The following is a 12,362-nucleotide window of genomic DNA, read 5'->3' on the forward strand; positions in this document are numbered from 1 at the left end:
GGCGGCCACGGAGAAAGGCCCGGCTCCGGCCGGGGCCAGGCGACCAACCTGGCACCGGCGGAGCCGGGCCGGCGCCGCCCGCCTGCCATGGAGTGTCGGGCAGACGGCAAGGCGGGCGGCGCGGTGACGGGTCGTCGCACTGTTCGAGGGGGAGCCGACGACCCGGGCTACCTCTTGGCGAGGCTCTTCAGTGAAGCGCGCCGGGGGCCCCGTGCGGCAGAGTGCGCATCGCATTTATGCGCGTACTCATTTCACACCCCGTGTGAATTGGAGGCAGTGCGCCCCGGGTGAACCGCCCACCCACTAGCCTGAGTCCGAAGAGCCCTTGGAGCGGCCCATGCAGCCCAATGTCCTGCTCGACGCCCTCCTCGCCGAGGCGGGCATGTCCCATGCCGGACTCGCCGCGTACGTGAACCAGGCGGGCCGCACCCGAGGTCTGGCCCTGCGCTACGAACACACCGCCGTGTCGCGGTGGTTGAAGGGACAGCGCCCGCGGGGCCGGGTGCCCGACCTGATCTGCGAGGTGCTCGGCGGCCGCCTGGGGCGGCCCGTCGCGCTGGACGACATCGGCCTCGGCGCGGCGGACCTGCCGCTGTCCCCGCACGCCTCGCCGCTCAGCGGGTTCGTGGACCGGGCCGCGGCCCTGTGGCGCTCGGACGGCCAGGCCCGGCCCCAGCTGCTGACCGCCGAGGCGGTCACCGGGACGCCCGCCGTCATCCCGGTCTGGGAGTGGGAGAACCCGCCCGAGGACGCCGACGTCTCCCGTGAGGGCCCGAACCGGATAGGCCCCGAGCACATCGAGATCCTCAGGGCCGCCCGCGCGCACTACGAGCTGATGTATCGCCGGGCCGGGGGAGTGGCCACCCGGGACCGGATCGTCCGCTTCCTCGGCAGTGAGACGGCGCCCATGCTCCGCGGGAGCTATCCCGACGGCCTCGGCCGCCAACTGCACCGCGCCACCGGGTCCCTCGTGGCTGTGGCGGGGATCTGCGCGTACGACTCGGACGCCCACGGCCTCGCCCAGCGCTACTTCCACCAGGCGCTGCGCCTGGCCAAGGCGAGCGGGGACCGCGGCCTCGGGGCCTACGTCATCGCGCTGCTCGTCAACCAGTCCCTGCACCTGCGCGAGTACCGCCAGGCCGTGGCCTTCGCCGAGGCCGCGCTGCGCGCCGCCGGCCGGCACACCACCCCGGCGCTGGCCGCCGACCTGTACGCCATGCAGGCCAAGGCCTATGCCCAACTCGGCGACACGGCGGCCGCGTTGTCCTGCATCCGCAAGGCCGAGGCGGCCGCCGAGCGGATCTCGCCGGGCGCCGAACCGGACGAGACCGGCTACGTACAGCCGGGGCTCGTCAACGTCCAGGTCGCCGAGGCGCTGCTCGGCCTGGGTGATCTGGAGGCCGCGCGGGTCCAAGCGGCGGCCGCCGTGGACACCCCCGCACACGACCGCGGCCGGGTGCACCGGCTGGCGATGCTGTGCGAGATCCAGCTGCGTCAGGGAGAGGCGGACCGGGCCGCCGCGTCCGCGGCGGAGATGGCCGAGCGGGCCAAGGGCATGGAGTCGCTCAGACTGCGCGACCGGCTGCGGACGATCCGCGAACAGCTCCTGACCAGCGGTTTCTCGGACGCGGAGGAGACCGCGCAGCTCATCGACGGGGCGTTGCGCGTTCCGCTCTGACCGGCCGGCTGCTGCCATGTGTGCCACCTACTCGAACGGAAGGTGGCACAACCGTGCAGTGGATGAACCTGAGTGAGCAGACCGTGTACAAGAACCGCTGGTTCGACGTGAACCTCGCCGATGTGGAACTCCCCGACGGCCGGCACCTGGACCACTTCGTGATCCGGCTGCGCCCGGTCGCCGTGGCCACGGCGGTCAACGAGGCGGACGAGGTGCTGCTGCTGTGGCGCCACCGCTTCATCACCGGCAGCTGGGGCTGGGAGCTGCCCGCCGGGGTGGTCGAGGACGGCGAGTCCGTCGAGAGCGCGGCCGCGCGGGAGATGGAGGAGGAGTCGGGCTGGCGGCCCGGCCCGCTCCACCACCTGATGACCGTCGAGCCGTCCAACGGCCTGACCGACGCCCGTCACCACCTCTACTGGGCGGACGGGGCCACGTACACCGGCCCTCCCGAGGACGCCTTCGAGTCCTCCCGCCGGGAGTGGGTCCCGCTCAAGCTGGTGCCGGACATGATCGCGCGCGGCGAGGTCCCGGCCGCCAACATGGCGGCCGGGCTGCTGCTCCTGCACCATTTCCGGCTCGGCGGCCGCCCGTAGGCCGTCCAGCCCGGCCGTGCGAGCGGGCCGTACAGGCGTCCGTACGGGTCAGCCGTACGGGTAGAAGCCCGCGCCCGTCTTGCGGCCCAGGCGGCCCGCGTCGACCATCCGCTGGAGCAGCGGGGGAGCGGCGTACAGCGGCTCCTTGTACTCGGCGTACATGGAGTCGGCGATCGAGGCGATGGTGTCCAGGCCGATCAGGTCGGACAGCTTGAGGGGGCCCATCGGGTGGGCGCAGCCCAGCTCCATGCCGTTGTCGATGTCCTCGCGGCTCGCGATGCCCGACTCGAACATCCGGATCGCGGAGAGGAGGTACGGGACGAGGAGCGCGTTGACGACGAAGCCGGAGCGGTCCTGGGCGCGGACGGCGTGCTTGCCCAGCACGTCGCGCACCAGGGCCTCGGCCCGCTTCACCGTCTCCTCGCCCGTCGTCAGGGCCGGGATCAGCTCGACGAGCTTCTGCACGGGGGCCGGGTTGAAGAAGTGGATGCCGATGACCTGGTCGGGCCGCGAGGTCGCCACGGCCAGCTTGACCAGCGGGATCGAGGAGGTGTTGGAGGCCAAGATGGCGTCCGGGCGGGTGATCACCTGGTCGAGGACCTGGAAGATCTCGGTCTTGACCTGCTCGTTCTCGACGACCGCCTCGATGACGAGATCACGGTCGGCGAACTCGCCGAGGTCGGTGGTGAAGCTGAGGCGGGCCAGGGTGGCGTCCCGCTCCTCCTCGGTGATCTTGCCGCGTTCGGCGGCCTTGGTCAGCGAGTTGTGCAGCCGGGTACGGCCGATCTCCAGGGCTTCGCCGGTGGTCTCGGCGACCTTGACCTCAAGGCCGCTGCGGGCGCACACCTCCGCGATACCCGCGCCCATCTGGCCACAGCCCACTACGCCGACTCGTGTGATGTCGGAAGGGAGGTCAGTCACTTCGTGCCTTTCGCAGCTCATCCTCGGCGGGTCCCCCGTACGATTCCGGCGCCCGCCACGCCCCCCGACGTTACTCCCGACCTTGCGCCGGGCGGGGGGCCGGGGCGGGCATGCTGATCGGACATCACGCAATGTCACTCAGCGAGACGGGATTGTCACATGGTGTACATGAGTCGACGGGCACTGCTGGCCGCGGCCGCCGGGGTGGCCGCCGCGGTCACGACGGGGCCGACCGCCGCGCTCCCGGTGGCGGCGCGGGCCGCCGCCATCGAGTTCCGGGGCATGTGGATCGCCTCCGTGGTCAATGTGGACTGGCCCTCCGAGAGCGGTCTGTCCGCCTCCCGCCAGCGCGCCGAGCTCCTCGCCCTCCTCGACACCGCCGTCGAGCGCAAGCTGAACGCGGTGATCCTCCAGGTCCGGCCCGCCGCCGACGCGCTGTGGCCCTCGAAGCTGGAGCCGTGGTCGCAGTGGCTGACCGGGGAGCAGGGGGTCGATCCGGGGTGGGACCCGCTGGGGACGGCCGTCGCGCAGGCGCACGCGCGCGGGCTGGAGCTGCACGCCTGGTTCAACCCGTACCGCGTGGCGAACCACACCGACCTCGACCGGCTGGTGTCCACGCACCCGGCCCGCCGCAATCCCGGCTGGACGGTGGAGTACGGCGGCAAGCTCTACTACAACCCGGGCCTGCCCGAGGTGCGGCGCTTCGTCCAGGACGCCATGCTCGACGCCGTCTCGCGCTATCCGGTGGACGCGGTGCACTGGGACGACTACTTCTATCCGTACCCGGTGGACGGGGAGTACTTCGACGACGACGAGGCCTACGAGGAGTACGGCGGCTCCTTCGAGTCCCGGGCCGACTGGCGCCGCCACAACACCGACACCCTGGTGCGCGAGATGTCCGAGCGGCTGCGGACGGTCCGGCCCGCGGCCCGGTTCGGCATCAGCCCGTTCGGGATCTGGCGCAACGCCGACCGGGACCCGCTCGGCTCGCGGACGCAGAGCCTGGCCACCTACGACGACCTCTACGCGGACACCCGCAAGTGGGTCAAGGAGGGCTGGATCGACTACATCGTGCCGCAGGCCTACTGGCACATCGGGCACCCGACGGCCGACTACGCCGCCCTCGTCCCGTGGTGGGCGCGGACCGTCGCGGGCACGGACGTCGAGCTGTACATCGGCGAGGCGCTGTACCGCTGCGACGCCGACAGCCCGACCGCCGCCTGGCGCGACCCGGCGGAGCTGTCCAAGCACCTGCGGCTCGCACGCGATTACCCGGAGGTCCGCGGCCACGCCTACTTCTCGGCGAAGCAGGTGGCCGCGGACCCCAACGGGGCGATGGCCCGGGTGGTCGCCGACCACTACGGTTCGGCGGCGGCCCCGCGCTGACTCAGGACTCGGGCTCCGAGGGGTGGCGGACCACGCAGTCGGGTCCGGGAGCCATCAGGGCTTCGTGTCCGTCCTGGAAGCGGACCCGGTACGGGGGGGTTCCGTTCTCGCCCAGCACCTGGGTGATCTCGCCCACCTTGTCGTGCTGTCCGACGATCCTGCCGTGCTGCACCAGCTGGTCGCCCTCGGTCGCGCGCATAACTGACCTCCTCGGTGGCGGTCCGATCCGGTGCTAGCAGTTTAGGTCGTTCCGCTGCTATTTGACCCGTTGGGTCACGACGATGCAGGCGAGTACGGCGCAGGCGGCCACGGGTGCGGCGGGCGTGAGGTGCTCGCCCAGCAGCGCCACCGACCAGACCAGGGTCAGCAGCGGCTGCGCGAGCTGGAGCTGGCTGGCCCGCGGCGCGCCGATCTCCGCCATGCCGCGGTACCAGACGTACAGGCCGAGGAAGGTGGAGCCGGCCGCCGCCCAGATCAGGCCGGCCAGCCCGTGACCGCCGAGGTGCACGGGCTCGTACGCGAGCCCGAGCACCGAACCCGTCAGGCTGAGCGGCAGGCACAGCACCAGGGCCCAGCCGATCACCTGCCAGCCGGGCAGGGTGCGGGCCAGCCGGCCGCCCTCGGTGTACCCGGCGGCGCACACCAGCAGGGCCGCGAACAGGTAGGCGTCGCCGGCGGACAGGGAGCCGCCGCTCTGGGCGAGCGTGAAGCCGAGCACGACCGCGGCCCCGGCCGCGGCGGCGACCCAGAACGTGCGCGAGGGCCGGACGCCGGTGCGCGCCGCGGACAGCGCGGCCGTGGTCAGAGGGAGCAGGCCGACCACGACGGCGGCGTGCGAGGTGGTGGAGGTCTGGAGCGCCAGGGTGGTCAGCAGCGGGAAGCCGACGACCACTCCGGCCGCGACGACGGCCAGGCCCGCCCAGTGCTCCCGGCCGGGCAGCGGGACCCGCCGGGCCAGGAGGAAGGCTCCGGCGAGGGCGGCGGCGAGGACGCTGCGCAGGGCCGCCAGCGACCACGGACCGAAGCTCTCCAGTCCCCAGGCCGTGGCGGGGAAGGTCAGCGAGAAGGTGAGGACGCCGAGCGAGGCGAGGGCGGTGCCCCGCCCCGGGAAGCCCTTGACCGCTATCGGAGCCGGGAGAGTAGCGCTATTGTGTGTCGTCATGTACGAGCGTAGCAGTGTGGCGGAACTGGCCGAAGCCCTGCGGTCCGGACTCGACCGCTACTCGGTCGGTGGAAAGCTGCCGTCGAGCCGGGCCCTGGTCGAGCAGTACCGGGTCAGCCCGGTCACGGTCTCCCGGGCCCTCGCGCAGCTCGCCGCCGAAGGACTCGTCGTCACCCGGCCCGGCGCCGGGGTCTTCCGGGCCCGGCCGCGCACGGCGCCGGCCGCGGCCGCGGACACCTCCTGGCAGGAGGTCGCCCTCAGCGCGGAGGGCGGCGGCGAGATCGTGCCCCGCTCGGTGGACGCCTCCGGGGTGATGGCCTGCCTGGCCGCCCCGGCGTCCGGGGTGATCGGGCTCAACAGCGGCTACCTGCACCCCTCGATCCAGCCGGAGCGGGCCATGGCCGCCGCGCTGGCCCGGGCCGGGCGGCGGCCGGGGGCGTGGAGCCGGCCGCCCGTGGAGGGGCTGCCCGAGCTGCGCGACTGGTTCGCCCGGGAGATCGGCGGCACGGTCGCCGCCGCCGACGTACTGATCACCGCGGGCGGGCAGAGCGCGCTGACCACCGCGCTGCGGGCCCTGGCCCCTCCCGGCGCGCCGATCCTGGTGGAGTCCCCGACCTACCCCGGGCTGCTGGCCATCGCCCGCGCCTCCGGGTGCCGGCCCGTGCCCGTGCCGGTGGACGCCGAGGGGGTCCGGCCGGAGCTGCTGGCCGCCGCCTTCGAGGCGACCGGGGCGCGGGTCTTCGTATGCCAGCCGCTGTTCCAGAACCCGACGGGGGCGGTACTGGCTCCCGGGCGGCGGGCCGAGGTGCTGCGGATCGCCCGGGCGGCCGGCGCCTTCGTGGTGGAGGACGACTACGCCCGGTCCCTGGGGCACGACGACTCCGGGCCGCTGCCCCCGCCCCTGGCGGCGCAGGACCCCGACGGCGTGGTCGTGCACGTGCGGTCCCTGACCAAGGCCACCTCGCCGAGCCTGCGCGTGGGCGCGCTGGCCGCCCGCGGCCCGGTCGTGGACCGGCTGCGCGCCATCCAGGTCGTCGACAGCTTCTTCGTGGCGCGCCCGCTCCAGGAAGCCGCGCTGGAACTGGTCGGCGCGCCCGCGTGGCCGCGCCACCTGCGGGCCGTGGCGGCCGAGCTGCGCCACCGGCGCGACGTGCTCGCGGGCGCGCTGCGCAGGGAGCTGCCGCGGTTGGAGCTGCCTCATCTGCCGTCCGGCGGCTACCAGTTGTGGCTGCGGACCGGCGGGGGCGACGACTCCGCCTTCGCGGAGGCGGCCCTGCGCGCCGGGGTCGCGGTGGCGCCGGGCCGCCCCTACTTCTGCGCGGAACCGCCGGGTCCGTACGTCCGGCTCAGCTTCGCCGGCGTCTCGGGCGCCGAGGAGCTGGTGGAGGCGGTGCGCAGGCTGCGGGCCGGGCTCGGCGGCGGTCTCGACGGCGGGGACGGTGCCGAGCCCGGTGCCGGCCTCGACGGCGGTCTCGGCGGCGGTCTCCGTCCGGACGCTTGACCGCCGGCTGCGCGCGGCTCACCATCACCGCATGCATGTTCGGGTCTCGCTGGTCGCCGCAGCCCGTAGTTCCTCGCTGCTGGCCGAGCGCTTCGACGAGGACCGCCCGCTGGACGGGGCCGGCTGGCGGGCGGTGGAGTCCGCCGCGCGGGACCTCGTACCGCTGGGCGCCGCCGAGCTGCGCTACTGCTCGCCGACCCCGCGCAGCCGGGCCACGGGCGAGGCCCTCGGGTACGCGCCCCTCGCGCAGCCCGCGCTGCGCGCGTGCGACATGGGTCGCTGGCGCGGCCTGACCCTGGCCGAGGTGACCGCGCACGAGCCCGGGGCGGTGGACCTGTGGCTCAGCGATCCGCGGGCCGCCCCGCACGGCGGGGAGTCCCTGCTCGCCTTCATCTCCCGGATCGGCGGCTGGCTCGACACCCGGCCCGCCGACGACGGCGGCGCGATCGTCGCCGTGGCGGAGCCCTCGGTGGTCCGGGCGGCCCTGGTCTACGCGCTCCAGGCGCCCCCGCTGACCTACTGGAACGTGGACGTCCGGCCGTTGTCCACCATCACCCTGACGGGCTGGTCCGGGCGCTGGCACCTGTCCTTGCAGTCCCCGGCGTAAGGCCGGAGGACGCTCCGCCGCCGACCGGCGCCCGGAATTGATTGTCCGGACCGCACCACACCGGCGGGACCGGTCCTTTCCTGCTAGACATCTCCCCGGAGTCGGGTGGCAGAGATCCAGAGCGTTGCATAAACGTGCGGCGGTACGTATAGTCATGCCATCGATAAGGAGGGTCCGATGGCGGTACGTGTAGCGGTGGCCGGAGCGAGCGGGTACGCGGGCGGAGAAGTCCTGCGCCTGCTGCTCGCACACCCCGAAGTGGAGATCGGCGCGCTGACCGGCCATTCCAACGCCGGACAGCTCCTCGGCTCCCTGCAGCCGCACCTCGTGCCGCTCGCGGGACGGACCCTGGAGGCGACCACGGCGGAGGTCCTCGCCGGTCACGACGTCGTCTTCCTCGCGCTCCCGCACGGCCAGTCCGCCGCCGTCGCGGCCCAGCTCGGCGAGGACGTCCTCGTCGTCGACATGGGCGCAGACCACCGGCTCAAGGACTCCGCCGACTGGGACGCCTTCTACGGCGCCCCGCACGCCGGCACCTGGCCCTACGGGCTGCCCGAGCTGCCCGGCGGGCGCGCCGCACTGGCGGGGACCAAGCGCATCGCCGTCCCCGGCTGCTTCCCCACCGCCGTCTCGCTCGCGCTGTACCCCGCCTACCAGGAGCAGCTCGCCGAACCGGAGGCCGTGATCGTCGCCGCCACCGGGACCTCCGGCGCCGGCAAGGCGCTCAAGACGAACCTGCTGGGCTCCGAGGTCATGGGCTCGGTGACCCCGTACGGCGTGGGCGGCGGGCACCGGCACACCCCCGAGATGGTGCAGAACCTCTCCCCGCTGGCCGGGAGCCGGGTGTCCGTCTCCTTCACCCCCACCCTCGTCCCCATGTCGCGCGGCATCCTCGCCACCTGCTCGGCCAAGGCCGTCCCCGGCACCACCGCGGCGTCGCTGCGCGCCGCCTACGAGAAGGCGTACGCCGACGAGCCCTTCGTGCACCTGCTGCCCGAGGGCCAGATGCCGTCCACCAAGTCCGTCCACGGTTCCAACGCCGTCCACGTCCAGGTCGCCTACGACGAGTCCGCCCGGCGGATCATCGCCGTCAGCGCCATCGACAACCTGACCAAGGGCACCGCCGGCGGCGCCGTGCAGAGCATGAACATCGCCCTGGGGCTCCCCGAGAGCCTGGGTCTTTCCACGATCGGAGTCGCACCGTGAGCGTCACGGCAGCACAGGGATTCACGGCAGCCGGCATCGCCGCCGGGATCAAGGCCAACGGCAACCCGGACCTGGCCCTCGTGGTCAACCACGGACCGCGCCTGGCCGCCGCGGGCGTCTTCACCTCCAACCGCGTCAAGGCCGCGCCCGTGCACTGGTCCGAGCAGGTCCTGCGCGGCGCCACCGTCAGCGCGGTCGTCCTCAACTCCGGCGGCGCCAACGCCTGCACGGGCCCCAAGGGCTTCCAGGACACCCACGCCACCGCCGAGAAGGCCGCCGAGGTCCTGGGCGAGGAGTTCAACGCCGGGGAGATCGCGGTCGCCTCCACGGGCCTGATCGGCGTCCTGCTCCCCATGGACAAACTGCTCCCGGGCGTCGAGGCCGCCGCCGCGGCCCTCTCCGAGGACGGCGGCGAGGCCGCCGCCATCGCCATCAAGACCACCGACACCGTGCACAAGACGGCCGCCGTCTCCCAGGAGGGCTGGACCGTCGGAGGCATGGCCAAGGGCGCGGGCATGCTCGCCCCGGGCCTGGCCACCATGCTCGTCGTCCTCACCACCGACGCCGACGTGGACAGCGCCACCCTCGACCGGGCCCTGCGCGCCGCCACCCGCACCACCTTCGACCGGGTCGACTCCGACGGCTGCATGTCCACCAACGACACCGTGCTGCTGCTCGCCTCCGGAGCCAGCGGCCAGGTGCCGGCGTACGAGCCGTTCGCGGAGGCCGTACGCACGGTCTGCGACGACCTCGCCCGCCAGCTGATCGGCGACGCCGAGGGCGCCAGCAAGGACATCCGCATCGAGGTCGTCGGCGCCGCCGACGAGGACGACGCGGTCGAGGTCGGCCGCTCCATCGCCCGCAACAACCTGCTCAAGTGCGCCATCCACGGCGAGGACCCCAACTGGGGCCGCGTCCTGTCCGCGATCGGCACCACCAAGGCGGCCTTCGACCCGGACCGGCTGGGCGTCGCCATCAACGGCGTCTGGGTCTGCAAGAACGGCCAGGTGGGCGAGGACCGCGACCTGGTCAGCATGAAGGACCGCGAAGTACGCATCACCGCCGACCTGGCCACCGGCAGCGCGTCGGCCGTGATCTGGGCCAACGACCTGACCGCCGAGTACGTCCACGAGAACAGCGCCTACTCCTCATGAGCGACGAAAAGGCCGGCCAGCCCGGCGCCTCCGGCACCGCCCGCAAGCACACCGCCCTGCCCAAGGCGCAGATCCTCATCGAGGCCCTGCCGTGGCTCACCCGCCACAACGGCAAGGTCGTCGTCATCAAGTTCGGCGGCAACGCCATGATCGACGAGGACCTGAAGGCGGCCTTCGCCCAGGACGTCGTCTTCCTGCGCCAGGCCGGCCTCAAGCCGGTCGTGGTCCACGGCGGCGGCCCCCAGATCAACGCCCAGCTCGACAAGCAGGGCCTGGTCAGCGAGTTCAAGGCGGGTCTGCGCGTCACGACTCCCGAGGCCATGGACGTCGTACGGATGGTCCTGGCGGGCCACGTCCAGCGCGAGCTGGTCGGCCTGCTCAACCAGCACGGGCCGCTCGCCGTCGGCATGACCGGTGAGGACGCGCGCACCATCACCGCGACCAAGCACCTCCCGGAGATCGACGGCGAGTCCGTCGACATCGGCCGGGTCGGCGAGATCACCTCCATCGACACCGGCGCCATCGAGGCGCTCCTGGCGGACGGCCGGATCCCGGTCATCTCCTCCATCGCCGGCAGCGCCGACGACCACCACGTCTACAACGTCAACGCCGACACGGCCGCCGCGGCGCTCGCCGCCTCGCTCGGCGCCGAGACGCTGATGGTCCTCACCGACGTCGAGGGCCTGTACGCGGACTGGCCGCACAGCGACGAGGTCATCAGCCGGCTCACCGTCAGCCAGCTGGAGAAGCTGCTGCCGGAGCTGTCCAGCGGCATGGTGCCCAAGATGGAGGGGTGCCTGCACGCCGTGCGCAACGGCGTGAAGACCGCCCGCGTGCTCGACGGGCGCGTCCAGCACTCGATCCTGCTGGAGATCTTCACGGACTCCGGCATCGGCACGATGGTCGTGCCCGACCCGCAGACCACCGCACCGTCAGGGGGAGCAGCATGACGCAGGCCACCGGCAACCAGGCGTACGCCGCGCGCTGGCAGGGCGCGCTGACCGACAACTACGGCACCCCCGCGATCGCCCTCGTGCGCGGCGAGGGCGCCCAGGTGTGGGACGCGGACGGCAAGCAGTACACCGACTTCGTCGGCGGGATCGCGGTCAACGCCCTCGGCCACGCCCACCCGGCGATCGTGGCGGCCGTGACCGGCCAGATCTCCACGCTCGGCCACGTATCCAACCTCTTCGTCTCCGAGCCGGTCGTCGCCCTCGGCGAGCGGCTGCTCCAGCTGTTCGGCCGCCCCGGCAAGGTCTTCTTCTGCAACTCGGGCGCCGAGGCCGTCGAAGCCGCCTTCAAGATCGGCCGGCTGACCGGGCGGACCCACATGGTCGCCACCGACGGCGGCTTCCACGGCCGGACCATGGGCGCCCTCGCCCTCACCGGCCAGCCCAAGAAGCAGGACCCCTTCCGGCCGCTGCCCGGCGACGTCACCCACGTCCCCTACGGCGACGCCGAAGCCCTGCGGGCCGCCGTCACCGAGGAGACCGCCCTCGTCGTCATCGAGCCGATCCAGGGCGAGAACGGCGTCGTCGTGCCCCCCGCCGGGTACCTCACGGCCGCCCGCGAGATCACCCGGGCCACCGGCACCCTGCTCGTCCTCGACGAGGTGCAGACCGGCATCGGCCGGTGTGGCCAGTGGTTCGAGCACCAGGCCCACGAGGGCGTCGAGCCCGACCTGGTCACCCTCGCGAAGGGGCTCGGCGGCGGACTGCCGATCGGCGCGGTGGCCGCCTTCGGCGCCGCGGCCGACCTGCTCCGGCCCGGCCAGCACGGCACCACCTTCGGCGGGAACCCGGTCGCCTGCGCCGCCGGCCTCGCCGTCATCGACACCATCGCCGCCGACGGCCTGCTCGACCGGGTCAAGGTGCGCGGGGAGCGGCTGCGCTCCGGAATCGAGGCCTTGGGCCACCCGCTGGTCTCCCACGTCAGGGGCGCCGGCCTGCTCCTGGGTATCGTGCTGACCGAGCCCCTCGCACCCCGGGTGCAGAAGGCGGCTCAGGACGCCGGCTTCCTGGTCAACGCGCCCGCCCCCGACGTCGTACGGCTCATGCCCCCGTACGTGCTCACCGAAGCCGAGGCGGACGCGTTCCTCCGGGCCCTGCCCGGCGTCCTCGACGCAGCCGACGGGGACCGATCCGGAGAATGAGA

12 protein-coding genes are annotated in these 12,362 nt (G+C 73.3%); 9 read left to right on the forward strand and 3 right to left on the reverse strand.

The genetic code is table 11. The annotated features are described in order from the left end of the window. The first annotated feature begins 337 nt into the window (after nt 1-337). Both ACF059_RS22645 and ACF059_RS22650 read left to right on the forward strand, forming a co-directional pair. Complete coding sequence (locus tag ACF059_RS22645) at nt 338-1,678, forward strand: transcriptional regulator (protein ID WP_392059959.1); 1,341 nt, start codon at nt 338-340, stop codon at nt 1,676-1,678. 53 nt (nt 1,679-1,731) lie between these two features. Then, on the forward strand, nt 1,732-2,271 hold the full coding sequence (locus ACF059_RS22650; RefSeq protein WP_392059962.1) for an NUDIX hydrolase: 540 nt from the start codon (nt 1,732-1,734) through the stop codon (nt 2,269-2,271). Between the two features lie 48 nt (nt 2,272-2,319). Here ACF059_RS22650 and ACF059_RS22655 read toward each other — a convergent pair whose 3' ends face one another. Continuing rightward, nucleotides 2,320-3,213: a 3-hydroxybutyryl-CoA dehydrogenase gene (locus ACF059_RS22655; RefSeq protein ID WP_366866831.1), complete on the reverse strand. Its 894-nt coding sequence runs from the start codon at nt 3,211-3,213 to the stop codon at nt 2,320-2,322. 138 nt (nt 3,214-3,351) lie between these two features. Here ACF059_RS22655 and ACF059_RS22660 point away from each other — a divergent pair, with 138 nt between their 5' ends. Then, nucleotides 3,352-4,578: a glycoside hydrolase family 10 protein gene (locus tag ACF059_RS22660; RefSeq protein ID WP_392059965.1), complete on the forward strand. Its 1,227-nt coding sequence runs from the start codon at nt 3,352-3,354 to the stop codon at nt 4,576-4,578. 1 nt (nt 4,579) lies between these two features. Here ACF059_RS22660 and ACF059_RS22665 read toward each other — a convergent pair whose 3' ends face one another. Together ACF059_RS22665 and ACF059_RS22670 are read right to left on the reverse strand one after the other, a co-directional pair. Further along, nucleotides 4,580-4,777: a DUF1918 domain-containing protein gene (locus tag ACF059_RS22665; RefSeq protein WP_360887470.1), complete on the reverse strand. Its 198-nt coding sequence runs from the start codon at nt 4,775-4,777 to the stop codon at nt 4,580-4,582. A gap of 57 nt (nt 4,778-4,834) precedes the next feature. Next, a complete protein-coding gene (locus tag ACF059_RS22670; RefSeq protein ID WP_392059968.1) occupies nt 4,835-5,740 on the reverse strand; it encodes a DMT family transporter in 906 nt (301 codons plus the stop codon). Here ACF059_RS22670 and ACF059_RS22675 point away from each other — a divergent pair. The 6 genes from ACF059_RS22675 to ACF059_RS22700 all read left to right on the forward strand — a co-directional run bounded on the left by ACF059_RS22675 (nt 5,739) and on the right by ACF059_RS22700 (nt 12,360). After that, on the forward strand, nt 5,739-7,241 hold the full coding sequence (locus ACF059_RS22675; RefSeq protein ID WP_392059971.1) for a PLP-dependent aminotransferase family protein: 1,503 nt from the start codon (nt 5,739-5,741) through the stop codon (nt 7,239-7,241). The two genes, ACF059_RS22670 and ACF059_RS22675, sit on opposite strands and share 2 nt — an antisense overlap. Nucleotides 7,242-7,272: 31 nt before the next feature. Beyond that, the gene (locus ACF059_RS22680; protein WP_361951504.1) at nt 7,273-7,848 is read left to right on the forward strand and encodes a histidine phosphatase family protein; all 576 of its coding nucleotides are present in this window, start codon (nt 7,273-7,275) and stop codon (nt 7,846-7,848) included. Nucleotides 7,849-8,025: 177 nt separating this feature from the next. Beyond that, complete coding sequence (argC, locus tag ACF059_RS22685; protein ID WP_392059974.1) at nt 8,026-9,054, forward strand: N-acetyl-gamma-glutamyl-phosphate reductase; 1,029 nt, start codon at nt 8,026-8,028, stop codon at nt 9,052-9,054. Next, nucleotides 9,051-10,208, forward strand: a complete 1,158-nt coding sequence (gene argJ, locus ACF059_RS22690; RefSeq protein ID WP_392059977.1) for a bifunctional glutamate N-acetyltransferase/amino-acid acetyltransferase ArgJ — start codon at nt 9,051-9,053, stop codon at nt 10,206-10,208. The genes argC and argJ overlap by 4 nt, the downstream gene beginning before the upstream one ends. Further along, nucleotides 10,205-11,158: an acetylglutamate kinase gene (gene argB / locus ACF059_RS22695; RefSeq protein ID WP_392059979.1), complete on the forward strand. Its 954-nt coding sequence runs from the start codon at nt 10,205-10,207 to the stop codon at nt 11,156-11,158. Before argJ ends, argB begins: the two co-directional genes overlap by 4 nt. Further along, the gene (locus ACF059_RS22700; RefSeq protein ID WP_392059982.1) at nt 11,155-12,360 is read left to right on the forward strand and encodes an acetylornithine transaminase; all 1,206 of its coding nucleotides are present in this window, start codon (nt 11,155-11,157) and stop codon (nt 12,358-12,360) included. The genes argB and ACF059_RS22700 overlap by 4 nt, the downstream gene beginning before the upstream one ends. The last annotated feature ends 2 nt before the right edge of the window (nt 12,361-12,362 follow it).

This window comes from Streptomyces sp. NPDC016562 (assembly GCF_043076955.1).
GTDB lineage: Bacteria > Actinomycetota > Actinomycetes > Streptomycetales > Streptomycetaceae > Streptomyces.